We start from the raw sequence: 22,765 nt of genomic DNA, 5'->3' as shown, positions 1-22,765 counted from the left end.
AACACACTAACTATTTATTTTTCAAAACATTAGACTTTAATGATTTATTATATATTTTTTAATACCTTCTATACACAAAAAAAGCCGTGCAATTAATCCTTGCACGGCCTCTCATTAGCCAACCAAGCTATTTTAAATCAAACGAGTGCCTTATAGACGTCATATAGGCCTTTGCTTCCTCCGCCGCATCGGGTAAGTCTGTTAAGGCTGCGCAATAGCTCTCAACCGCTTTATCAGCTAATGGCTGCCACTTATCAACCCAGCCCTGAATAATTGACGCGTTACCTTCGTTACTTAACGCAAACTCTATTAGTTTCTGTGTTTGACGTTGATGCCGTTCCGAATCGCGCATTTGCGCATCATTTAAAAGTGATAATAAAGTATCACCATTTTCAGCACCCGCTAACCCCAATTGTTTTTGCAAAGCCGCTGACACCGCAGGTTTCAGTACAACCTCAAGAACGATAGTTGCCTCTGCCCAATCCCATACTACCAAAGCCCTCTCGGCCAGCTCTCTAAAGCCCTGCCATGCCGAGTCATTTTCCCAATGTTCTCGCTCTTTTTCACCTAGACCTACATCAGGCCAAGTTTTGGCAAGTTCACAGGTTCGATAGGCGGTATGCGTAACCCAGCGTAAATGATCGGCTGATTGGTAGGTACCCAAATTAGAAATGGTACTAGCCGGTGACATCTGGTGAAGGTAAGCGGCGATCATCTGTAATGTATGAAATATATAACGCGACGGTGTATATAAACGCGCTAAATCAGTCGCCCACTGTTTAGAAATCATTTGATCATTACCACGTTCACTAAACTGGTTTAGCAAACCAGTTACGTACGCCTCCTGACCTTCTTGAAGAATATTATAGGTTCTATACACCAGTTGCTCAGGATCTCTAAACGCATCCCAGTCTTCATGTTTCAACGGGCTGTTATTGCGGTACTTTAAATACCAGTCATTCATTTTTGCGCCTTGCCCCACTTCAAATGGCTTATCTTTATTATTCGTATGAAAGTGCAGGTTTGCAGTGACTATTTCGTATTCACTTGGCCTTTTTCGTTGTTTAGAAAGGTGCGACCATGTTTTCAATGGCTTTAATGTTTCTGTCTGCTCATTACTCATAATTAATTCCTTTAACTAAAGTGTTTTTTCAAAATAAAAGCGGATTTGTTCCGGCGTTACTTCAATTTGCCCAGCCATTGAACCCAAATGAATCTCTATTTCACGCATCTGGAAGTCTCTCCCTAACGCTTCCTCCATAGATTCTCGAGTAAGAATCAACTCCTGTTCGGCAGAAATTCTTATATAAGCACCTTTATCATCAACCGTAATTTCTTTACCGGGGTTATCCCACTCGGCCGCCTCAATAGCTGCTTGTGCTACATCGCCACCATTTAATACTGGGCCCACTTTATTTTGTTTATATGCATCTTTTAGGTTTGTCGTCATAATAATTCTCTTTTTAGCATGGCATTTAAGCCGCATTGGTTTTAGCTCAGGAGTGCGCCGTAAAGGGTTCAATACCGTCTATATTGACAAAAACCTCTTCATCTTCGACCTTTAACGGGTATTCAGCAATTTTGCAATCAGTCGGGTTTAAGCCTCGACCATCTGCCGTGTCGAACTGCCATAAGTGCGCTTTACACGTCAGCACCTTGCCATCAAACTCGCCTTCAACTAGTTCAATTTCTTGGTGAGGGCAAATCGCTTGAAATGCCTTTAGGTCACCGCCCTCTATACCTAAAACAAGCACCTGCGTTCCATTCTCCGTCTCAAAAGTATCCATATCACCTTCCCAAACATCATCGAGTGTGCAAATCTTTTCAAAAGCCATCTGTTAATACCTCCAACCTATTGATCTGAAAAAATAATATCTAATGTTTCCGTAGGTCGCCAACCGGCATCCGACACTTTCATATCGCGTGGGAAATTTGCATTGGCATTATGTAACCTTACCCGCATAACCTTATCGGGTTGTGGCGCAACACGGCGACCCACTGAATGGTAGGCACATTTTTCTGCCACCTGATCCATCGTATCTTCTGTATCCACTGGGACTAATTGCATTACAAAGTCACCTTCGAAATTTGAGTTAATCGGAAATATTGCCATGTCTTTCTCCTCTTTAAAATCCCAGCTTTGCTAGGGATTGTTGATACCTACATATTAGGCTTTCTATTACATATAATAAATAAATTAAGGCTTACGCTACTTTTGTTTGCTTTTTAAACGCTTCCGCCCAAGCATAATCGTGTGCATCTTTACCCATTTCACCGGGACCCAAGCCCATATAGGCCAGTGCACCTGGTAAATCGGCTGGTTGAATTTGACCCGCTAAGAAACGGTCAATTAAATTTTGATGTTCTTTATATCGTTCTGGGTCTTGTTCAAAACACCAACGATCTGCTTTTGAACCAAAGTGATACAAACGACCTTCATATTCTAGAGGGTAGTCCTGCACATTCCAGCCATCACCTGGCGTACCAACAATCGGCAATTGACACATATTACAAACGTACGGGAGTGTTTCAGGCAGTGTTAAATCTTCACGACCATTGTTTAAATTCTCAGTAATAACATCCCAGCATTTGCCCCATGTGTCGTTCCAACCTGGATACTTCTCTTCCAACCATTCACGATCTTCAGGAGATGCGCCCGCGGCAGGATTCCACCAAACTGTCGGACGCCAATACCACACACCAAGGTGCATGCCGTGATGTGTTACGTCTAAATCGTTTGTCAAATCTTCCCAAAACCAAGGTGCATCAAGTCCCAAATCGGCTAATTGCCGTTCAAATTGAATGATTATCCATTCAACCATAAACTCCTTAAAGGATTGGCTTCTATGTTCTAAAGGCGTGTAGTAGTCCATGATGGGCCCTGTTAACACCGAAAATAATTTCCATGCACGCCAGATTGAAATATCTACTAATTTTTGCGCTTCTTCTTTATTACCATTTGCAATCAATATTTTTAACGAAGGACCGCCTTGTTGCGCATGTCTTGCTTCATCTGTTTGCACACTTGAAATCAAGCTTGCAAATGTGTGATCGCCTGCCTGAGATGCATCCGCCGCCAAGCCTAGGAATTGCATGTTGGTAAACCCAGTTTCAAAACCAAAGGTCAGCATAATTGAGACCGCAATTGCATCACGACATAACATGATGTCATCAAAAAACGAACGCGCTGCTATCGATGCCCAATCATTCGTATGCATGGCTTTATGTGCCCAGTCCCACTGCCGACCGCGCTTTACATTTGCATGCGGAAAAAACAATTGAATTTGGCCGTGTCGATTTTCATCTAATGTACCAAACGTTGCCATATTACGGTTACCTGGGGCTTTTGAAAAACGTGCCATTCTCGCTTCTGCCAAACTCGCAGCGTATTCATTAACAGCAATCGCTCCATAATGCGCTATCATCGTTGAGATCCAACCCGGATCCGCTCTATCAACGTACGCATCACGCTCCAACGCCGCTTTCACTGAATATGCGCCTGAATCTTTCTCGCGTTGAATTTCCACATATTCAGGATAAGTTACTTTGTAAGGCTCATCATAAGTTTCCCATTCCTCAATAGGGATACCCCTACTACCACTCATTTCTTCTGGGAAAATCTCCTCTTCAGATACATAACTATAAGTCCAGTTAGTAGCCCGAGTTAAGTCATACCATTCAGCCCGTGGTATCTGATACATGTTTTTCTCCTAATATAAATTTTTTAGTTATCAAAAATACATTTAAAACCTAAACTATTTATTCTCTAGAGCAGAATTCATGCCAGCTAATTAAAATCATTAAAAGCCTAGCAAAAGAAAGGGCGCCATAAAGGCGCCCTTTCTTTTAATAATACTTTTTTCACGAATTGGTAAAAAAAAACCCATCACCTCATGAAATAGTTACCTCTCTTTTGGGATACTTTTGTTCTTTAACGCCCCAAAGACTTTACAGTTTTACCACCAATACCGTAATGCGTATTTGACATTTCAAGAATCATAACGCGAACAGCTTCACGTGGCGCACCAACAGCTTCGCATAAAGCATCAGTTACCTTTTCAATAACAGCCGCTTTTTGTTCTTCAGTACGACCTTCGAGCATGTGGATTTGTGCAATTGGCATATCATTCCTCCTTATTAAACAAAACTCATCGTGATAGAACCAAGCTCTTGATAACGAACTGTGATGCTATCACCTTTCTCAACAGCAACTGCTGCTGTCATCCCGCCTGTCATCACAAAAGAGCCTGCAGGAAGAACTTCACCACGTTCAGCTAGTAAGTTGACTAACATCGCCACACTCGCTGCGGGGTGTCCCAATACAGCGGCACCAGCTGCCAAATCAACCACTTTGCCATTCTTTTCTAGCACAACACCGAGTGTTTTAAGGTCTAGTCCATCCAAACTTCTCATTCTTCCACCTGTCACAAAACGAGATGATGATGAGTTATCGGCAATCACACTTTTAAGGTCAAACTTAAAGTCTTTATAACGCGAATCGATGACTTCAACAGAAGGCACGACAAAATCTGTAGCTGCTAACACATTACCAATATGACACCCTGGACCGCTAAGCTCCTTATTGGTAACAAATGAAATTTCAGCTTCCACTTTTGGATGAATCAATTCATCAATTTTAATTTCGGCACCATCAGGACAACTAAAATAATCTGCCAAAAATCCATAACACGGTGTTTCGACACCCATCTGACGCATTTTTGCTACAGACGTTAATCCCATTTTCATACCGACAATTTTATGGCCTCGCGCTTCTTTTCGACGGCGAATTTCCCATTGCACGTCCAAACATTCATCCCATGTAATATCTGGGTAGTCATCTGTAATTTTTGTCACCTCAACACAATTTAATTCTGCGTTCTCTAAGTGCTCGGCTAGTTTATCAATCGTTGCTTTATCTAAACTCACGTCATTCCCCTTAAGCTGATTTCTTTTTAATTTCTAGTGCTACGTCTTCGATCATGTCTTCTTGACCACCCACTGCACCCATTCTTCCAAGTTCCATCAAAATCTCTCTTGCTGGAACACCGTGATTTTTCTCAGCACGTTTTGCGTGCAATAAGAATGAAGAGTAAACACCGGCATAACCCAATGTTAATGAATCCCTATCAATTCTTGTTGGCGTTGGCATTAACGGTAAAGCGATATCTTCAGCCACATCCATAATCATGTCTACGTCAACGCCTGTCTCAATACCCATTCGATTACAAACGGCCACCATCACTTCTAACGGTGTATTGCCTGCGCCTGCGCCAAAACCAGCAACAGATCCATCAATACGTGTTGCACCAGCTTCGATAGCTGCCAACGAGTTAGAAATACCCATTGCAAGGTTATGATGTCCATGGAAACCAATCTCCACCTTGTCACCAAATTCAGCTTTTAAAATCGCAATTCTATCGGTGACGTCATCTGGTAATAAATAGCCTGCTGAGTCTGTGGCATAAATACAGTTTGCACCGTAATCAACCATTTTTTTAGCTTGCTCTAACAAGGCTTCAGGTGTCGTCATATGCGCCATCATTAAGAAACCTACGGTGTCTAAGCCATATTCAAGCGCTTTCATAATATGCTGCTCTGAGACATCAGCTTCAGTACAGTGCGTCGCAACACGGATCGTTGAAATACCGCAATCTGCTGCCATCGCTAAATCATCAACCGTTCCCAAACCAGGTAACAATAATGCTGAAATTTTGGCGTTCTTCATTTTCGGCACAACCGCTTCAAGATACTCGCGGTTAGTATGTCTGCCAAAACCATAGTTAACTGATGAGCCACCAAGCCCATCACCATGAGTCACTTCAATTAACGGCATCCCCGCTTCATCAAGCGCCACTGCCATACGCACCATGTCTTCAATGGAAAACTGATGACTAACCGAATGCATACCATCGCGGAGTGCGTTGTCATGCAATTTAATTTTTTTACCTTTTAAATTCATCACCAGTCTCCTAAGCTTGTTTCTTTAGCGTTAATGTGCCATTTTCAATTTCTTCGGCAAACATTTCGGCTGTTCTGGTTGCTGATGCAGTCATAATGTCCAAATTGCCAGCATACTTAGGCAAATAGTCACCCAAACCTTCAACTTCAAGGAAAACACTCACTCGGTTACCATCGAATACTGGGCCATTTTTCAATTTATAGCCCGGCACATATTTCTGCACCTCTTTGATCATGGCATGAACAGAAGCGGTAATCGCTTCTTGGTCTGGCGTCGTTTCAGTTAAACAATGAACCGTATCACGCATCATTAAAGGTGGTTCCGCTGGGTTAAGGATAATAATAGCCTTACCTTTTTTGGCACCGCCAATTTGTTCTACCGCTTGCGCTGTTGTACGGGTAAATTCATCAATATTTTTACGTGTGCCTGGGCCTGCTGATTTAGAGGCTACCGTGGCAACAATTTCGCCGTATTCAACCGCTTGTACTTGACTGACAGCAGCAACCATTGGGATCGTTGCTTGCCCGCCACAAGTGACCATATTGACGTTCATTTCTTGTTCGCCAACATGCTCTTTAAGGTTGACCGGCGGCACACAAAAAGGACCGATAGCAGCAGGGGTTAAATCAATGACCAACACACCTTTTTCTTGTAACTTACGGTTATTTTCACCGTGCACATAGGCAGACGTAGCATCAAAGGCAATTTGAACATTATCTGCTTCTATGTGTGGAATAAGCCCATCAACACCCTCATGCGTGGTTTTTAACCCTGCTTCACGTGCTTTCAACAAACCATCCGATTCTTCATCAATACCTACCATCCAAACTGGATTTAGGTTGTTACTACGTAGTAATTTTGCCATTAAGTCTGTACCGATATTACCAGACCCAATCATTGCGCAATTTATCGCCATCTATAAATCTCCTAAAACTTTCTCTTAAACGAACCGGACTGAAGCAGAGCCGATACCGCCGACACTCACACGCATGGAGTCGCCCGCTTTAGCATCAACCATCATACATAAAGCGCCTGATAGAATAACTTCACCCGCTTTCAATGTAACGCCTAAAGCGCCCATTGTATTAGCCAACCAAGTCATTGCGTTAACAGGCGAGCCTAAGGCAGCCGCACCCGCACCGGTGTACATCAATTCACCATTTTTTTCTAAGGTAAGACCACAAACGCTTAAATCAACTTTTCGTGGATCAACCGCTGTGCCACCTAATACTAAATAACCACATGATGCGTTATCCGCAACGGTATCTTGAATTTTAATTTTCCAATCTTTAATTCTTGAGTCAACAATTTCAAAACAAGGCATAACGGCCTCAGTTGCTGCCAAAATGTCCGCATTAGTTAGACCTGGGCCACATAGGTCCTTTTTAAGCACAAAGGCAATCTCGCCTTCTGCTTTTGGTTGGATCATTGTCTCAGAGATAGGAATATCTTGACCTTCTGAATACACCATATCCGTTAACAAATAACCAAAGTCCGGTTGATTAACATTTAACATGTCCATAACCACTTGACTGGTACAACCTACTTTCTTACCAACAATACTTTCACCCGCCTCAATACGACGAGAAATCATTTGGTTTTGGATGGCATAAGCATCTTCAATTGTCACTTCTGGAGAGCGCTCGGTAATTGGCGCAATCGTTTGACGCGTAATTAACGCGTTATAAAGTTCGTCGCCATATTGTATTATTTTATCTTGATCCATTTTTTATCCTTATAGTTTCACACAAACATTGGTTAGCTCTGAATAGAACTCCAATGAATAATGGCCGCCTTCACGACCCGTACCAGATTGTTTTGCGCCACCGAACGGCGTACGCAAATCACGTAAGAACCAACTATTGACCCAACAAACGCCAGTGTCCATTTGAGCCGCTACTCTGTGTCCACGCGACATATTCTCTGTCCACACTGAGGACGCCAAACCGTAAGGCGTATCATTGGCCAATTCTATCGCTTCTTCTTCAGTATCAAATGGGCGAATGTGCGTACAAGGGCCAAAAATTTCTTCTTGAACCACCGTCGCTGTTTCAGATAGTCCCGTCCAAATAGTCGGTTCTATCCAATACCCGCCGGCCAAATCATCAGGCATTTCTGGTATTCCGCCACCCGTCACAACTGTTGCACCTTCATCAACCGCAGCCTTGTAATAGCCTAACACTTTCTCACGGTGGGTTTTGCTAATCAGTGGGCCCATATTCGTTTCAGGATCGTCTGATCGACCCAATTTAAGTGCTTCCGCGCCTTCTTTTAAACGCTGAACAAACTCTTCAAAAATTGGACGTTCGACATAAAGCCTTTCTGTACCCAAACAAACCTGACCACAATTTGCAAAAGCTGATCGCAACGTGCCTTCAATCGCCTTGTCCATATCGCAATCGGCAAACACAATACCTGCATTTTTGCCGCCGAGCTCTAACGATGAATCACGAACGCCAACCGACGCCGCCGCTGCAATACGTTCACCCGTTGCCGTTGATCCCGTGAAGGTTATAGCATCTAGACCTGGGTTCGTAATCAGCGCTTCACCCACTTCACGCCCCTTACCTAAAATAACGTTGTAAACCCCTTTTGGAACTCCCGCGTCATTCATCACCTCGCCTAATAGACTTGATGTTAATTGCGTTTCTTCAGAGGGCTTAACCACCACCGTATTACCACAAGCTAAGGCGGGTGCAATCTTCCAAGTCATTAATAACAACGGTAAATTCCACGGACCAATAACGCCAATAACGCCTTTTGCTTTACGGACCGTATAATTCAACGCACCGGTACCATCAGGTGTGGGCATATGAAACGCTTCATCTGCTGCATTTTTAATCGTGTCTGCAAACACTTTAAAGTTTGCAGCACCACGAGGAATATCAATATGGCTAGCTAAAGAGTAAGGTTTCCCTGTATCCAAACATTCTGCCGCAAGAAACTCATCAAAACGCGCATCAATCCCATCGGCAATTTTGTACAAAATATCAACACGCTGTTGTATTGAATAGCCTGCCCAAGGGCCTTTTAAGGCAACACGAGCCGCGTTTACCGCTTCATCTACTTGTGCTGTCGATGTTTTATGATATTGGCAAACCAACTCTCCTGTTGTTGGCGAATAAATATCACCAAACTCACCTGAGCTAACAAATTCGCCATCAATAAACCCCTTTACTTCTCTCATGATTTTCAAACCTTTTGCTTAAAAAATAATTAACAATACTTAACTGATGGCATCTATACCCGCTTGCGCGCAGAGAATATCTTCCTCTTCAGAGCCACCCGAGACACCAATCGCTCCTATAAGCTCTTCACCATCAATAACAGGCAAACCACCACCAAAAGTTACCACGTGTGGCCTGACCGTGATCCCGGCTTGTAATTGAGTCGTCCCTTGAAGTATTTCCCCCCATTGCATTGTGGGAAAACCAAAACCAGCAGCTGTATAAGCTTTGTCCTTGGCAATACTCATTGAAGGGAGAAATGAGTTATTCATCCGTAAAAATGCAATTTCTATCGCTGAACTGTCTACGACAGAGACATTAATACTGATACCTATCTCTTTAGCCTTTTCGACAGCCGCCAGTACTGCAGTACTGGCGGACTCTGTTGAAATGTTTTTTGTTGCGACGCTAATAGACATACGATTAAGACGTTACGCCCATAAAGCTTTCCACCAATTGACGTGAATGATAGAAAATCGCCTGACCAATATTATCTGCCGTCCAAGTCAATACAGGCGAATCTGGGTAGAAATAACTGTCTTCCGCAAACACTTCGTTACGGTTACCTGATGGATCAAAGAAGTAAATGGTTTGGCCGCGTGTTAAACCATGGCGTGTTGGGCCCGTTTCTAGTGGAATATCTTCCATAGAAATAATATCACCTGCTTTTAAAACACCTTCCCAAGAGCCCAATAAGAATGAAGCATGATGCAATTTACCGGATTCTTCTGAGCGAATAAATGCGATATCGTGTGCCTTAGTACTACATGTTAAGAAGGCAGCTAACTGCATTTCTCCATCAACGATTTGCTCAGTGAGTTGAAATTCTAACGCTTCGGTAAAGAACTTTATGTTTTCATCAAAATTGTCGCCGTACAACAAACAGTGGTCGAAGCGAATAGGTTCCATTCCTTTCAAGCCTCTTGGCCAAGGTGGTGGATTAGTCGTTGGAAGACCATTACCTACTTGTTCTTTTTCAGCAAATAGTTCGAAGGTATGGCCTGCGGGCGCAACGAAACGAACCCTTTCACCACAACCATTTAACTCACCAGAAGCCACCCTAGTTGTTTCAATACCAAACTTTTTAATGTTTGACTCAAAACGCCACAAGTCTTGCTCTGTGGCAACTTTAAATGCCATATGATCCATGCCGGAGCGATCTGAAGGCTCTAACACCACAGAAAACTTATCTTGTTCATCCCAACACTTCAAATACACGCGACCTTCATCATCACGATCAGTTTCAATCAACCCTATATCTTCACAATAGTGCTTCAATGCTTCTTCCATATCCAACACTCTAAGTTGAACATGTCCTGGACGTAAAATACCTGTCATTGCCATGTTAATTCTCCTCTATGTATTTAAACTCTAAAACAAACAGCGATTCGCTTTAAAAGTACGCGAACCGGTTACTCTACCGCGTTATAGCTTTATGTAAATGACCGATGACACTTAAAACCACATCAGACTGAGGAAAAACACGACACGCCAACACAACACCCTGGCTTTCTTCTTCTTCAGTTACGTGGTCTCTACTCATCTTTTTGGATGTGTACTGCCCAGCTAATATCTTAACTTTACAGACACCACAACCACCACTTCTACAGCCAACCGGAATACCTTTTTTACCTAGCTGAAGCATTCCAGCCAATAAATGTTTTTTTTCATTACAGGAGAAGGTTTCCCCTGTGTCTTCAATCGTAATTTGAAACGACACATCTGATCCTAAATATTTTTAAACAGCGGACTCTTTTTACTTTCGGCCTCCGCATCAGCCGCGTTAAAGAATTTTTCCATGAACATATCTTTTTCAAATAAACGAGCACGCATCAACATGGTAATGCACGCGTCAATCATCATCGGAGGTCCACACATATAAGCACGATAGCCTTCAAATTTACCCCCCATATGTTCTTTAGCCACCTCATGGATATAGCCGGTCGGGCCATTCCATTCAGGTTCAATATCTGGCCCTGAGAGGCCGGGGACATAAGTAAAGTTAGCATGCTTAAGCGCTAATTCTTCAAACAAATCCTTATAATACAATTCTTCAAGGTTTCTTGCACCTTGGTACAAAATAATCTCACGTGCATCACCTGACTCCAACAAATCCAGCACCATTGACTTTGGACTCGCTAAACCTGAGCCTCCACCGAAAAACACCATTGGTTTGTCATCAGATGTTCTGAGGAAAAAATGCCCATAAGGCGCAGAGAATTCAAGTGTATCCCCAACTTTTAATTCATTGTGAATCCACGTCGTCCCTTCACCGCCTGGAATGAGTGCTATATCAAACTCAAGCACCATTTTCTCGTTAGGTGACTGCGCCATCGAAAATGGACGAGGCGTGTCTAAGCCAGGAATATGCAGGTTTGCATATTGGCCCGACTGAAACTCCACTTCATCGCCTTCAACTTCAAGAAAAACACCAACTATTCTAGGTGTTAACTTTTCTATTTTAATGACTTTACCAACAAAGTCACGAACCGGAATATTGGCAGCATCCGGTTCTTCTTCAACATCTGCTTCTATTACTAAGTCAGACTCAGGTTTTGTACAACACGTTAAGCACTTACCTTCATCACGTTCAAAGTCCAACAGCGCAAATGGAGACGCTTCCTCACCAATCTCAACATCGCCTTCAAGCACATCTACTTTACAAGTACCGCAAAGTCCGTGACCACAAGCATGCGGCAAGTAAACACCCTGTCTCAGCGCAGCATCAAGAATTGATTGATCATCCTCAACTTCAATGGTTACACCCAATGGTTCAATGGTTACTTCATAGCTCATTATTTATAGCCTTGTGCCATTTATACCCATCAAACCAGGTGTTTTAAATCGAATCAGCGACTTGTGGACAACGCCGTTTTCTTTTAATGAGTTATCTAATGTAGGCGCAAATGATTCCCCATCTAACACCCACTCAACCGCTGCCCAATCAATATTTTTATAATCAGGGTGGTCACTAAATGAAACAGACATGACATCTGAAATAAACGCCTGAAATGGCATCTCGGGCGGCACCGGAAAAGCCCATGCGGCTGAAAACAACAAGTGGTCATCCCAACCAACATACACTAATTGATTACCGTGAAAATTTTCTACCTTATCTCTGACGATATCGACATATCCGTCTTTTGCAATAACTGCCATTTTTATCTCCTAAAAACTAATGCTTCTTTTTCAATAACCCACTACGCTTGTTTTGCCGTTTTATCCGCGCCTTTCCATTCTTCCCAGCGCGCATGATCTTGGGACCCGATGTAATCGCCACTATCTTCAGGCGTGAATTTATACCACTCAAGCACTTCCGGAAGCGTTGGACCACCACAGTTGCCTTGATAAATTTGATGTACCGGTAACCAAGCTTGGGTATATTTTTCTGGCTCGTGTTCAAAGATGTCTTTACAGCCATCTGAACAGAAATTATATTTATCTCCAGCGTGCTCAGTCACTCGGTAACTGATCTGCATTGGGTCTGTTTGCACTTCTGTAAACACCATTGGAATTTGGCATACCTGACAAAGTTGCGGCAAGCCTTTTTGATATTCAAAGGTACCTGCTTTTTTCTGTTCAGCCCAGTATTCAAACCGTGGGCGATAATACTTGTCGAATGTATCGGGATACTTCTCAGATAACCAAGCCATCTTTTCTTCTGTTGGTAAGAAAGTATGAAAGCCAGTCGCATTACCCAGCGAACAAAATACAGACCAAATTTGATGACTGATATGGTCTGCTTCAGCCGTTGCTAACTCATGGTATTTTGGCATTCTTAAACCATAACGCGACAAATCTTCAAATAATGCACCGCCGTTTTCAACGAAGTACACATCCCACGCTTCTTTCCATGACATCGGGCTATTGGTCAACATATAGTCCTGCATAGCTGAAACAAGACTTAATAGGCGGTAAGCACGCCAAAAATGCTTATCCATCCAACGCTGCACGATGGGCAAATTATCTTCATGCTGCTCAAGCATAAATTTAATAATCTCTAAGCCCAAGGTCATATGTCGAGACTCATCCGACTGCGCCGAGAAACCAAATGTTACCGTCGCCATATCACCGTTATAAGCCGCACCTGACATAAAGGGTACAAATAACAAGTTGGTTAAGACGTACTCAAATGCAAATGAAATGGCCGTAATAAATTCAAAGGGCCCTGATGACAATGCGTCTTCAGCAAATGACTTAGGAACCGATAAATACCACACTCGATCAAACTGATAAAAAGGGTCATGCAAGCCATTAAAATGCTTATTATAATGACTAATAGTATGCACTTGAGTTTGCTGGTGGCGCAGCTCATCAATAGCCTGCATTTGACAAGCGACACGCGCACCATCACCACGGAAATGACGGCCCAAATGAGCGAAACCACGGTGCGCGGCGTATTCAATTGGCGTAACACCCGTAATAAATAACTTAATAGCACTTAAGTAGCTCGCATCCGACAAATTTGTTTGGCCATTGTTTTGAGCAAAGCTGTCAATAACGGCGTACAGTTTTTTCTCTTTTTCGGCTTGGAATTTCCAGTACGCGTCCATCGTCAAGCGGAATGGGTCTTCCCACTTATCCCAGTCGGTGATTTTGATTCCTTCAAATGAATCGTAAGGAAACACATCATCCATTTTTTGATGCGTCGTTTCCCAACCCATACCTCGCGTTAATAATTCGTATCGTTTGCGTAAGTTTAACTTTTTTGCTGGCATTATTTCATCCTCTATATTTCTGGCAATCAGTGCCAGCTAAGTTCAAATTTATCTTCGTCTTCATCAACGTTTCCGGCTAATGACACTAAATTTAAGTGCAACTCTTGTACGTCCCATTCACGGCCAATGTTTTCTTCAACTGTTTCGCGCTGAACAATTAATCGCCCTGCTGCTTCCATACGCACCATGCCCGGCTGGTATTGTATGTTGGCTTCTGGATTATCTTGCTCAACGGCTTCAATAATTGGACGCGCATCATCGTTATCTTGCACAATTAAAAACACTGTATTTTTTTTAGCTGACATGCTTTTCTCCTTATTAAACCGTAAGACCTTGCTTAGCCAAACGGGCTAACAATTCTTGTTTCACTTCTGCGAGCTCATTCACCCCTTCAGCCCCAAACGCTTTGGTTGCAATGGGCTCAACCGCTTCGGTTAAGCGATTGATCCACTTAGACAGCCACGATGATAATAAGGCCTTGTTTTCATCGGACTCTTTTGCAGTAACCTTTGCCAAGGCATTCGTCCAACGGACAGTTTCTTTATACCAATCATCCATAAACTCGGTTAACATCGCGACGGTCGCACCACCCTCCGCCGTTAGCTTTTTCTCAAAGCGATCGTATAGGAGCGGAAATATCAACCCATCCAATACAAAATTTTGCGCAATCATTAGCTCAAACCAATCATCAAGAACAAACATATCTTCAATGGCATGCCGAAGCTTCTGCCACTCAGGCGCTTCCATCCAAGCTTGCTTACCTGCATCTAGCGCAGTTTCCTCATTACCATCCAGTAACAAGCCTAAGCGAGTCACATACTGAGCCATGCCCAACCTATCCATCGCATTAAACATTGCCAGCGCACTAAAATTCGCACCATAACATTCGTCTGTTATTTGGCAGTTATTCATATTCGCGGCCCACTCAACATGGCGTAACGGCACCAAAATTTCACGGGTCGCTTGCTTTACCGCCTCTGGCATAGCGTCAAACAAATCACGCTTATCAACAAAGGCAAAGTTATGCTCAGCAACATCTTGCTGTTTAGCACGCGCAATCGTGTATGTGCCGTAGTAGTACTGACGAGGATCGGTAAAGCTATACCAATCTTCCATTACAATAGCGGTTCTACTCTTATCGTAAATCTCATGATTTTTATCCCAGAGGGGACGGTAATGAAAGTTAGCAGTTGGTTGCACATCGTATACCGCCTCTTGATAACGTGATGCCGGCTTTTTGCCACCAAAACGCTCTTCCAAGTTACCGTAGGTCAGCCTTACTGGCTGTATGGATTTTGCCGAAATCTCAATACTCATTCATTGCTCTCCTAAACTTAAAAATTAGTCGTTCTCGGTTTCTTCATCGAAGCCGGGTGCACCAAAACGCCATTTGAGCTTATCGTATTCAACAGCTGCTTCTTGCTCCGGGCTTAAGTGCTTCACATCATTGGTTTTGCAAAACTTCTTAAAATGCTCAAAAGGCAACACTAGCTCAACGTGTATGGTCGGGTCTTCAATAGAAAATTCAAATTCAACGTACTTCTCTTTCACCACCTTGGTGACGCGGACATATCGTTGCCCTTCAATACCAGAATTGTTTTTTTTTGCTGTCATCATTCAACCCATGGAGCAATCTTTATGCCAGCCTAGGGTTTCCCCTATTCATAAGCGATCAGCTGTATAAATAAGGTTTATGTTTATGATATGTTCGACAATGATTTCATCATTTGATGAACTTATTATTGATAGGCCTATCTCTATCAATTAAGCAATTCAGAAGCTAACGTCCGTCGCTAGTATTAAACTGGGCATCGCTAAAGGTGTTTGAACCTGTTTTAGCCGGACAAAGGATAAGTTTCGCTCAAACGAAAGTCGTTTGGCTCAGCTTTACCCACACAGAGGATAAGTTTCGCTCAAACGAAAGTCGTTTGGCTCAGCTTTACCCACACAGAGGATAAGTTTCGCTCAAACGAAAGTCGTTTGGCTCAGCTTTATATTTCGGGGGTATATAAATCGGAGAAAAATTGGGTAGGCTTTAGACTTTTAGTCGAAATCAACAAGTCTGCCACCGCCTTCACCATCGCTGGAGAGCCTGCTGAATACGCCTCCCATTTAGACAGGTCATTCGACAGGACTTTATCAACAACATCCGTAATGAGACCGGTATGCCCGTCCCAGTCGTCTTGATGCGACAAAGCAGGATGAAAATGAAAGCCTTCATACTTTTCTGCTAATGCATGCATGTAGCTCGGTTCCATCAACTCATCTTCTTCACGACAACCTAAAAAGTAATGAATCTCACGGAAAGCCAAATGATTAGATTCATCCAAAAAATGGATCATCGAGCGGATATAGCTGGCCCCAGACGCACCGGCAACAAAAACGATATTCTTATCGCTATCGTCACGTAAAAAAGCATCGCCTAATGGCATGTTTAAAGTGACTTGATCCCCTTCCTTTAAGGAAAATAGATATACCGCTCCAGCGCCCAATTTATCTTCTTTAACGATCAGTTCTATTTCACCTTTCTTATTTGGCGATGAAGCAATTGAATAATATGACGCCTTATCAGAATCAGGCAATAAAACGGCCACGTACTGCCCCGCCTTAAAATCCACTGAGGAAGGCTCATTTAACTTGATGTTAAGAAGAATAATCCCTTTACTAACTTCGGCCGAATGAACAACTTGGCCTGTATGTGTTGCTTGCATTTAACGCTCTCATTTTAACTACGTAAAAAACGCGCCCTTCATACAGAGCGCGGACCTTCTAATTAAGAATTTATAACAATGGGTGCCCTGATAAACCAAACTGCGTTCTACCATAAGCCATCATGTTATCTTCATAAATTTGGCCTAAATGAATGTATACCATAAAAGCATCTCGAGCCGCCGTTTCAAGCGGATCACCACTGCCTGTCGCTGAAGCACCTAGCAAATTCATAGCATGAAAAGCTAAATCCGACGCTTCTTTTCCGATATGTGAGCGCCAAGCACCCATTTTATTTTTCTCTTCATCTGCTACAACGGGCGTTCCGGCTTCAGTCCACTCTTCCAGTTGATCAACATATCGCGCATTCATTGCTTCAATCGCGTCAACTTTTACCATCACTTCAGCAAGGTTTCTTTGTGCAATTGGCGACTCAGATTCCTTCATGTTGTACAAAATACGTTGCCTAGCTTCTATTCTAGTCTTTAAGTCACGTCCGACACGTTGCGCTAAGCCTGTAGAAATCGCAGGAAACCCAACACAGAACATCGCCATAAAAGGCACACGAAAGATCGGCTCATCCGAATAGTGCCCACCCACAGGTACACCCTTATTCTTAACATTGAGCACGGGCAGAATACGGTGCCAAGGCACAAAAACGTCTTCTACTTTCACGCTATGGCTTCCCGTACCTCGAAGGCCAAACGGGTTCCAGTCTTCAATCACCTCCAACTGCGACTTTTCAACATTCACCAAACAAGGTTGCGGATCTTCACCAGGCACTTGCACAATGGCACCTAAACCCATCCAATCATTCCATAAAACACCGCTACCAAATGACCATTGACCCGACATTTTAACGCCACCGTCAACATATTCAATTTGGCCGAGCGGCATAAAAATATCGCCTGTTAATTTATTACTGTCATATACTTCCTGACGGCCTTTTTCATCTAAAAAAGCCACCCATTGCTCGTGTAAAATAACAAAATAGACCAACCACGCTGCCGACCCATTGTAGTTCGCAATCGTTCTAACAATTTCTGAGAAAGTAAATGCACCGATGCCCGAGCCACCATATTGCACAGGTCTCAGTGCCTTATGCATTTCAAGCTCATGAACATAATCTCGCAGTTCTAAAGAAAAACACCCTGTCTCCTCGGCCTCCGCCACCATTGGCTCAGCTTTTTTTCCAATTAATTCAGCCCGTCGCATCCATTCATTGTGTTCAATAATAGCCATAATATACGCCCTCTTAAGTTTGATTTTTAATTCTCATTTTAACTGCCCTTCTTATTATTTACCAAACTGGGTGGGCCGGGCCGCCAAACAAGGCACCACCATACGTTGTCATGGCGTCCTCATAGATATGGCTAGAATGCGCACCTAATACAATCAGGTCTCTCGTAAACAACTCCACTGGATCACCTTTATATAATGCTGTACCACCAAGAGCCTGCGTAGCTTTAATGGCAATATCAACGCCACATTTAGCAATGGCGCCACGTAGGCCAAACATCATCGATTTTTCTTCATCAGTGTTTGTTATTTGACCTTTTTCAAGCCAGTTTTCAAGCTGGTTTTGGTAACGTTCTACAAGGCCTTCCATTTCAAACAAACGTATTTTTAACTCAGCTAAAACTCGAGGTGAGCTTGTCGCTGTAGCTTTGGAATTACCTAAGTAAACTCTAACTCTATTTTCTGTACGTTGTTTAAACTCTTCAACAATTCGCTCAGCACCGCCCAGAGCGACGGTGGGGAAAAAGCCTGCAAAGAATGGCAGGAAGGGCATACGATAAATGGGCTCAGAAGAATCATAATTTCCGCCCACTGGTTTACCGCTGCCAAGTATACGGCCAGCTGGAAGAATCATATGAGAAGGTACCGTTAGATCCTTTACCAGTACACCATTACTACCAGTGCCACGCATGCCCATTACATCCCAGTTCTCAATAATTTCACAGTCAGAAACAGGTAGAACAAAAATACAGTACTCAGGTGCATCACCATCGGGTAATTGAGTGACAGCGCCAAGGCCAATCCAAGTGCTATCAAGAACACCGCTGGCGAAATTCCATTGACCTGATAATTTATAGTCATCACCGACCTTTTCAACTTGGCCAACAGGCGCTAGGACATCGGCAACAAGGCCACCATCATTGAATACTTTTTCACGGCCTTCAGGGTGCATATAGCCTACCCAAACTTCATGAATCGAATAAAAATAAGTTAGCCAGCCTGCAGTTACGTTATAACGAGACACGGTACGAACAATTTCATTATATGATTTTAAATCAACGCCTAAGCCGCCATAAATTTTTGGCTTCCATAAGTCTGCGATTTGCGCAGCTTTTATGGCTTGAATAACACGTGCACTTGCACGGCAATTTTTATCGGCGTCCATTGCATCTTCTTCGCCAAGCTTGCCTATAATTTCAGCACGTCTAAGAAATTCTTTCCTATCAAAAGAAGTGAGTTGTTCAAATGTCACTGGTGCTTGAATATTACCCATTTTTTATCTCCCATTTTTTTGGTTAACGTAAATTCTAATCCAGTAAAGCAACAACTTGTTATCATATTTACGCAAAGCATATCTATTTTGCGCAAGTATATTTACCCCCCTCTTAAGCCATTTACTTAATTACAATTTATTGGTTTTTATCCAAATTTAACGTTAAATTCCAACCTTTGTACAATAGGCAACTTAGTGTGTATTATTTGTAAATAATTTTACTAGTCACGGTGACGCCATAATGGGCTCTATGGACAATATCAGGAAGAAGCTAATATCATCTCGGTCCCCAAATATAATCTGTGATTATATTAACAACGTAAATAATATGGACGAACATACGTTAAAAGCTAAAAAGGCAAACATCGGAGAAACCTTAATCACTTCACAACATATAGCGGGCAGCGACATACATCACGTTTCAATGGGTATGGAAGCCATGATCCAGTCTATACCACTAACAACTTATCATCTATTGTGTCCCATCAAGGGCAAAATCTACAGCAATAACACCGGTGAAACCATACTACCAAATGAATTTCTCATAGTACCTCCTTCTTGCAATGTCAATGTTATTTGGGAGCACCTTAGTCAAGCCATTACAATTACTATTGACCCTGCTTCTCTTAAGGAATACTTCAAAATATGTTCTAAATTTCCTGAGAAAAGTAAAGAAATAAAACTTAGCCCAACTGCAAACGGTGCCATGGCCATTTCTAGCCTAATTAACTATATTGATTCCACCAATAAAGGCAATCCATTACTGATGGAGTCAAATTATATGCAAAGGAATTGTGAAAACTTATTATTTGAAGCTCTCACCCTCTCTATGCCCGAACTAAGACAAGCTAAAAGAGCTCAAATTCTTCCTCACTCTATAAAACAGGCCATTGAATACATTGAAGAAAATATCCATAATAATATTACAATGAATGATTTAGTTAATTGCACCGGCACTAGCAGGCGTTCTCTCGAAATGAATTTCACGAAATTTTTTCATATCAGCCCAATGAAATTCGTCAGCAATAAAAAACTAGAGCTCGTTCGTAATGTTCTTATCAAATCTACGCCTAAAAAAACATCGGTCATAGAAACCGCCGAAAAATTTGGTTTTCAACATGCCAGCCACTTCTCAATGCTCTATCAACGTCTTTATTTTGAAAAACCTTCGGAAACCCTTAAAAATTGAAACTAATTATTGAGAAGTAGGAAACCACAATAATTAAAAACCCACATCTCAAGCAAAATTAAAAGGCCGTGCTAAAAATACACGGCCTTTTAAATATTAATCCAACTAATTTCGTGGCAGCTAAACTAGGTATAGAGCGTTGTAAATGCCTCATTCAACACGCCGGTATGATAGAAAATACCACCACCAATTAGATCTTCTGTCCAAGTAGTAACTGGCCGACCAGTTAACAGGCTTTGCAGATAAATGCTTGAGCGAATATGACATTGATGGCTGGACCGCGCCCGACCTAATCAACCCTAGCTATATCAGTATTTTAAACAACAAACACAATTAATGATGCTTTTAGAGACGCTTTCTACCATACCAATCTCTAAGCTTTAGAAATCGGTCATTTCTTTTTAGTTTAGCTTTTCCACACACAAAAAAAGCCCGCGCAAATTATTACGCGGGCTTTTTATTAAAACAACATCACTCTTAACTAAATATTATAAACATCCAGCACTGTATCAACCATATCGTTATGTAGGGTTATTTTTCTAAAACAAATCTTCAAACCATCGTCGGTTTTACGTAAACGATGCTCTTGCACACCAAATGCAGCACGTGAAACTTTTAAACTATAACAATGCGTCACCCAAGACGAATGAATAACTATTTCACCCGCATCATTTTCAGACACTCTAAAATTTGAATTCATATGGCAAGTGCGTGGAAGTGGCGTCGTCGCAAACGACAACTCTGTACGAATTCTGAAGACCCTGTCTTCCAAGCCCGAACGGTCTCCATAATAAATCAATGAAATTTCTCTTTTAGGGTTACTGACTAAAGTATGCTCATCAATCCAAGCGGGCATCCAATATGTCGCATCTTCTGTATATAAATTAACCCATTCATCCCACTGCCTATGGTCAAGAGCAGCCGATTCATTAATAATTACGTCTATTGCTTGTTCTTTTGTAGAAGCATCCACCTTATTTCTCCTCCGCCTGTGCTTTATTCATCATATCCGCCCAGTTTTTATGCTGCGCTACCATCAGCCCTTCATCTTCAAGGTTTGTACCTGATTCTTCAGGGTTGATCCCAAAAGCTTTTCCATATGGCCCAGGACCTTCAACAACATTTTTCGCACCACGACACATATCACTCCAACGCGCCTTTTCACCCATAAAGCCAAGCTGGCTATTATTGAATGCCGTTAAATCATCTGGCGTTGCCATACCCGTTGCGTTAAAGAAATCCTCATATTGGCGAATACGACGTTCTCGCGCATCATCAGACTCACCCACAGGGGCAATACAATAAGTAGTAATTTCAGTTTTATCGACTGAAACAGGACGGAAATGGCGAATTTGCGTGCTCATTTGATCCATTAAAAACATATTTGGATAGATACAGGTGTTTCGTAAATAGCCGCCCATAAATTCAGCTCTTTGCTCACCAAACTTCTTCTGCAACTCAGGCATCTTTCCACCCACATAAAGCGGCCGATCAGAAGCATTTGGAAATTTTGCCCATAACATCACATGACCATTACCAAAATGATAATACCCACCTGGAAGCTCTTCAGCAGTACCACTAGCCAATGCACCTACGTCAGCAGATTTAACCGCGTCATTTTCGGCTTGCAGTTTCTTACGGTTTGCAATTGTCATCACATAGTTGCCGTGAATTGCTTCTAAATGATAACCATCAACGCCATTCTCGGCTTGTAACTTCCAGTTACCATTGTATGTATAAGTCGTTTTTCCTGGCAGAATCTCAAGACCTTCATCGGCCTGGTCAACCATTAAATCAATTGACTGCGTCGTTTCACCTAAGAACTCTTTTAGAGTGCACGCATTATCATCTAAAACACCGAATACAAAACCTCGGTAACTTTCGATATTACCAATTTTTTGTAGACCTAAGTCATCCTTACTAAAACTATCACTATAACCAACGTTGCCTTTGTGCTCACCACAGTCAAGCAGCTTGCCTTTCATATCAAACGTCCACATATGGAAAGGGCAGACCATTTTTCTTTTGTTGCCGCACCCAGTATTAACAAGCTGCGCGCCACGGTGAGTACAGGCATTAATGAAACCATGAATTTCACCGTCTTTATCACGCGTCACAATAACGGGTTGTTTACCCATATATACAGTGAAAAAATCATTGGGGTTTTTTATTTGACTTTCATGACACAAATACACCCAGTTTTTTTCAAAGATGTATTTCATTTCTAATTCATAAATTTCTGGATCAGTAAATACTTTTCTGTCCGCCCGATAAATGCCGTTCTCTTTATCGTCAATTAAATAACTTGCAAAATCTATATCTTGTTTCTTACCCATTATTCTTCCTCTAATTGTAACCAGTTGTTAATCTAACACTTTTTTTTAACCCATTATTCTGTTTCTCGCGCAAAGGTGATCAATCTCATTTTTTTTATCATGAGTCACTCTATTT

Annotated in this window: 26 protein-coding genes; 1 reads left to right on the top strand and 25 read right to left on the bottom strand. The window is 42.2% G+C overall.

The annotated features are described in order from the left end of the window. Positions 1-127: 127 nt before the first annotated feature. The 23 genes from AB1Y31_02330 to AB1Y31_02220 all read right to left on the bottom strand — a co-directional run bounded on the left by AB1Y31_02330 (position 128) and on the right by AB1Y31_02220 (position 19,125). Positions 128-1,123, bottom strand: coding sequence for an aromatic/alkene monooxygenase hydroxylase subunit beta (locus AB1Y31_02330; protein ID MEW4982004.1), 996 nt, complete (start codon positions 1,121-1,123; stop codon positions 128-130). Between the two features lie 15 nt (positions 1,124-1,138). Then, on the bottom strand, positions 1,139-1,450 hold the full coding sequence (locus AB1Y31_02325) for an MmoB/DmpM family protein (GenBank protein MEW4982003.1): 312 nt from the start codon (positions 1,448-1,450) through the stop codon (positions 1,139-1,141). Between the two features lie 46 nt (positions 1,451-1,496). Next, positions 1,497-1,835, bottom strand: a complete 339-nt coding sequence (locus AB1Y31_02320; GenBank protein MEW4982002.1) for a Rieske 2Fe-2S domain-containing protein — start codon at positions 1,833-1,835, stop codon at positions 1,497-1,499. A 17-nt stretch (positions 1,836-1,852) separates the two neighbouring features. Then, a complete protein-coding gene (locus tag AB1Y31_02315) occupies positions 1,853-2,113 on the bottom strand; it encodes a toluene-4-monooxygenase system B family protein (protein MEW4982001.1) in 261 nt (86 codons plus the stop codon). A 91-nt stretch (positions 2,114-2,204) separates the two neighbouring features. Beyond that, on the bottom strand, positions 2,205-3,701 hold the full coding sequence (locus AB1Y31_02310; protein ID MEW4982000.1) for a YHS domain-containing protein: 1,497 nt from the start codon (positions 3,699-3,701) through the stop codon (positions 2,205-2,207). Positions 3,702-3,931: 230 nt separating this feature from the next. After that, positions 3,932-4,123 carry a 2-hydroxymuconate tautomerase gene (locus AB1Y31_02305; protein ID MEW4981999.1) on the bottom strand — a complete coding sequence of 64 codons (192 nt, stop codon included), beginning with the start codon at positions 4,121-4,123 and terminating at the stop codon, positions 3,932-3,934. A gap of 14 nt (positions 4,124-4,137) precedes the next feature. Beyond that, a complete protein-coding gene (gene dmpH, locus AB1Y31_02300) occupies positions 4,138-4,926 on the bottom strand; it encodes a 2-oxo-3-hexenedioate decarboxylase (GenBank protein MEW4981998.1) in 789 nt (262 codons plus the stop codon). Positions 4,927-4,936: 10 nt separating this feature from the next. Further along, positions 4,937-5,959 carry a 4-hydroxy-2-oxovalerate aldolase gene (gene dmpG / locus AB1Y31_02295; GenBank protein MEW4981997.1) on the bottom strand — a complete coding sequence of 341 codons (1,023 nt, stop codon included), beginning with the start codon at positions 5,957-5,959 and terminating at the stop codon, positions 4,937-4,939. A gap of 10 nt (positions 5,960-5,969) precedes the next feature. Then, the gene (locus AB1Y31_02290) at positions 5,970-6,875 is read right to left on the bottom strand and encodes an acetaldehyde dehydrogenase (acetylating) (protein ID MEW4981996.1); all 906 of its coding nucleotides are present in this window, start codon (positions 6,873-6,875) and stop codon (positions 5,970-5,972) included. A 24-nt stretch (positions 6,876-6,899) separates the two neighbouring features. Continuing rightward, the gene (gene dmpE, locus AB1Y31_02285) at positions 6,900-7,685 is read right to left on the bottom strand and encodes a 2-oxopent-4-enoate hydratase (GenBank protein ID MEW4981995.1); all 786 of its coding nucleotides are present in this window, start codon (positions 7,683-7,685) and stop codon (positions 6,900-6,902) included. A 9-nt stretch (positions 7,686-7,694) separates the two neighbouring features. Continuing rightward, the gene (locus AB1Y31_02280; protein ID MEW4981994.1) at positions 7,695-9,146 is read right to left on the bottom strand and encodes a 2-hydroxymuconic semialdehyde dehydrogenase; all 1,452 of its coding nucleotides are present in this window, start codon (positions 9,144-9,146) and stop codon (positions 7,695-7,697) included. 39 nt (positions 9,147-9,185) lie between these two features. After that, positions 9,186-9,605, bottom strand: a complete 420-nt coding sequence (locus tag AB1Y31_02275) for a heme-binding protein (protein ID MEW4981993.1) — start codon at positions 9,603-9,605, stop codon at positions 9,186-9,188. A gap of 4 nt (positions 9,606-9,609) precedes the next feature. Continuing rightward, positions 9,610-10,530 carry a catechol 2,3-dioxygenase gene (locus AB1Y31_02270; protein ID MEW4981992.1) on the bottom strand — a complete coding sequence of 307 codons (921 nt, stop codon included), beginning with the start codon at positions 10,528-10,530 and terminating at the stop codon, positions 9,610-9,612. A gap of 73 nt (positions 10,531-10,603) precedes the next feature. After that, positions 10,604-10,906, bottom strand: a complete 303-nt coding sequence (locus AB1Y31_02265; GenBank protein ID MEW4981991.1) for a 2Fe-2S iron-sulfur cluster-binding protein — start codon at positions 10,904-10,906, stop codon at positions 10,604-10,606. Between the two features lie 8 nt (positions 10,907-10,914). Beyond that, entirely contained in the window at positions 10,915-11,982 is a 1,068-nt protein-coding gene (locus AB1Y31_02260; protein MEW4981990.1) for a 2Fe-2S iron-sulfur cluster binding domain-containing protein, read from the bottom strand. A gap of 3 nt (positions 11,983-11,985) precedes the next feature. After that, positions 11,986-12,345, bottom strand: a complete 360-nt coding sequence (locus tag AB1Y31_02255) for a phenol hydroxylase subunit P4 (GenBank protein ID MEW4981989.1) — start codon at positions 12,343-12,345, stop codon at positions 11,986-11,988. Between the two features lie 41 nt (positions 12,346-12,386). Continuing rightward, entirely contained in the window at positions 12,387-13,904 is a 1,518-nt protein-coding gene (locus AB1Y31_02250) for an aromatic/alkene/methane monooxygenase hydroxylase/oxygenase subunit alpha (GenBank protein ID MEW4981988.1), read from the bottom strand. A gap of 26 nt (positions 13,905-13,930) precedes the next feature. After that, on the bottom strand, positions 13,931-14,209 hold the full coding sequence (locus tag AB1Y31_02245) for an MmoB/DmpM family protein (protein MEW4981987.1): 279 nt from the start codon (positions 14,207-14,209) through the stop codon (positions 13,931-13,933). 13 nt (positions 14,210-14,222) lie between these two features. Next, entirely contained in the window at positions 14,223-15,221 is a 999-nt protein-coding gene (locus AB1Y31_02240) for an aromatic/alkene monooxygenase hydroxylase subunit beta (protein MEW4981986.1), read from the bottom strand. Between the two features lie 24 nt (positions 15,222-15,245). Continuing rightward, positions 15,246-15,521, bottom strand: a complete 276-nt coding sequence (locus AB1Y31_02235) for a phenol hydroxylase subunit (GenBank protein ID MEW4981985.1) — start codon at positions 15,519-15,521, stop codon at positions 15,246-15,248. Positions 15,522-15,895: 374 nt separating this feature from the next. Beyond that, positions 15,896-16,615: an FAD-binding oxidoreductase gene (locus AB1Y31_02230; GenBank protein MEW4981984.1), complete on the bottom strand. Its 720-nt coding sequence runs from the start codon at positions 16,613-16,615 to the stop codon at positions 15,896-15,898. 70 nt (positions 16,616-16,685) lie between these two features. Then, the gene (locus AB1Y31_02225) at positions 16,686-17,855 is read right to left on the bottom strand and encodes a hypothetical protein (protein ID MEW4981983.1); all 1,170 of its coding nucleotides are present in this window, start codon (positions 17,853-17,855) and stop codon (positions 16,686-16,688) included. A gap of 58 nt (positions 17,856-17,913) precedes the next feature. Continuing rightward, a complete protein-coding gene (locus AB1Y31_02220) occupies positions 17,914-19,125 on the bottom strand; it encodes a hypothetical protein (protein ID MEW4981982.1) in 1,212 nt (403 codons plus the stop codon). Between the two features lie 328 nt (positions 19,126-19,453). Between AB1Y31_02220 and AB1Y31_02215 the strand changes: the two genes are divergently transcribed. Continuing rightward, on the top strand, positions 19,454-20,314 hold the full coding sequence (locus tag AB1Y31_02215) for an AraC family transcriptional regulator (GenBank protein MEW4981981.1): 861 nt from the start codon (positions 19,454-19,456) through the stop codon (positions 20,312-20,314). A 481-nt stretch (positions 20,315-20,795) separates the two neighbouring features. Here the strand turns inward: AB1Y31_02215 and AB1Y31_02210 are convergent, their stop codons facing one another. Both AB1Y31_02210 and AB1Y31_02205 read right to left on the bottom strand, forming a co-directional pair. After that, positions 20,796-21,287, bottom strand: coding sequence for an aromatic-ring-hydroxylating dioxygenase subunit beta (locus AB1Y31_02210; GenBank protein MEW4981980.1), 492 nt, complete (start codon positions 21,285-21,287; stop codon positions 20,796-20,798). A 1-nt stretch (position 21,288) separates the two neighbouring features. Continuing rightward, complete coding sequence (locus tag AB1Y31_02205) at positions 21,289-22,650, bottom strand: Rieske 2Fe-2S domain-containing protein (GenBank protein ID MEW4981979.1); 1,362 nt, start codon at positions 22,648-22,650, stop codon at positions 21,289-21,291. Between the last annotated feature and the right edge of the window lie 115 nt (positions 22,651-22,765).

Source organism: Cycloclasticus sp. (assembly GCA_040743155.1).
Lineage (GTDB): Bacteria > Pseudomonadota > Gammaproteobacteria > Methylococcales > Cycloclasticaceae > Cycloclasticus.
This window is presented reverse-complemented; position numbering and strand designations above follow the sequence as displayed.

What these genes read in the sequence shown, in the direction of transcription:
- AB1Y31_02290 (MEW4981996.1), bottom strand. Translation starts at nt 6,875, where the DNA reads ATGGCGATAAATTGCGCAATGATTGGGTCTGGTAATATCGGTACAGAC.
- AB1Y31_02310 (MEW4982000.1), bottom strand. Translation starts at nt 3,701, where the DNA reads ATGTATCAGATACCACGGGCTGAATGGTATGACTTAACTCGGGCTACT.
- AB1Y31_02205 (MEW4981979.1), bottom strand. Translation starts at nt 22,650, where the DNA reads ATGGGTAAGAAACAAGATATAGATTTTGCAAGTTATTTAATTGACGAT.
- AB1Y31_02260 (MEW4981990.1), bottom strand. Translation starts at nt 11,982, where the DNA reads ATGAGCTATGAAGTAACCATTGAACCATTGGGTGTAACCATTGAAGTT.
- dmpE (MEW4981995.1), bottom strand. Translation starts at nt 7,685, where the DNA reads ATGGATCAAGATAAAATAATACAATATGGCGACGAACTTTATAACGCG.
- AB1Y31_02215 (MEW4981981.1), top strand. Translation starts at nt 19,454, where the DNA reads ATGGACGAACATACGTTAAAAGCTAAAAAGGCAAACATCGGAGAAACC.
- dmpG (MEW4981997.1), bottom strand. Translation starts at nt 5,959, where the DNA reads ATGAATTTAAAAGGTAAAAAAATTAAATTGCATGACAACGCACTCCGC.
- AB1Y31_02255 (MEW4981989.1), bottom strand. Translation starts at nt 12,345, where the DNA reads ATGGCAGTTATTGCAAAAGACGGATATGTCGATATCGTCAGAGATAAG.
- AB1Y31_02245 (MEW4981987.1), bottom strand. Translation starts at nt 14,209, where the DNA reads ATGTCAGCTAAAAAAAATACAGTGTTTTTAATTGTGCAAGATAACGAT.
- AB1Y31_02275 (MEW4981993.1), bottom strand. Translation starts at nt 9,605, where the DNA reads ATGTCTATTAGCGTCGCAACAAAAAACATTTCAACAGAGTCCGCCAGT.
- AB1Y31_02240 (MEW4981986.1), bottom strand. Translation starts at nt 15,221, where the DNA reads ATGAGTATTGAGATTTCGGCAAAATCCATACAGCCAGTAAGGCTGACC.
- AB1Y31_02320 (MEW4982002.1), bottom strand. Translation starts at nt 1,835, where the DNA reads ATGGCTTTTGAAAAGATTTGCACACTCGATGATGTTTGGGAAGGTGAT.
- AB1Y31_02250 (MEW4981988.1), bottom strand. Translation starts at nt 13,904, where the DNA reads ATGCCAGCAAAAAAGTTAAACTTACGCAAACGATACGAATTATTAACG.
- AB1Y31_02220 (MEW4981982.1), bottom strand. Translation starts at nt 19,125, where the DNA reads ATGGGTAATATTCAAGCACCAGTGACATTTGAACAACTCACTTCTTTT.
- AB1Y31_02330 (MEW4982004.1), bottom strand. Translation starts at nt 1,123, where the DNA reads ATGAGTAATGAGCAGACAGAAACATTAAAGCCATTGAAAACATGGTCG.
- AB1Y31_02225 (MEW4981983.1), bottom strand. Translation starts at nt 17,855, where the DNA reads ATGGCTATTATTGAACACAATGAATGGATGCGACGGGCTGAATTAATT.
- AB1Y31_02315 (MEW4982001.1), bottom strand. Translation starts at nt 2,113, where the DNA reads ATGGCAATATTTCCGATTAACTCAAATTTCGAAGGTGACTTTGTAATG.
- AB1Y31_02325 (MEW4982003.1), bottom strand. Translation starts at nt 1,450, where the DNA reads ATGACGACAAACCTAAAAGATGCATATAAACAAAATAAAGTGGGCCCA.
- AB1Y31_02270 (MEW4981992.1), bottom strand. Translation starts at nt 10,530, where the DNA reads ATGGCAATGACAGGTATTTTACGTCCAGGACATGTTCAACTTAGAGTG.
- AB1Y31_02280 (MEW4981994.1), bottom strand. Translation starts at nt 9,146, where the DNA reads ATGAGAGAAGTAAAGGGGTTTATTGATGGCGAATTTGTTAGCTCAGGT.
- AB1Y31_02235 (MEW4981985.1), bottom strand. Translation starts at nt 15,521, where the DNA reads ATGATGACAGCAAAAAAAAACAATTCTGGTATTGAAGGGCAACGATAT.
- AB1Y31_02230 (MEW4981984.1), bottom strand. Translation starts at nt 16,615, where the DNA reads ATGCAAGCAACACATACAGGCCAAGTTGTTCATTCGGCCGAAGTTAGT.
- AB1Y31_02305 (MEW4981999.1), bottom strand. Translation starts at nt 4,123, where the DNA reads ATGCCAATTGCACAAATCCACATGCTCGAAGGTCGTACTGAAGAACAA.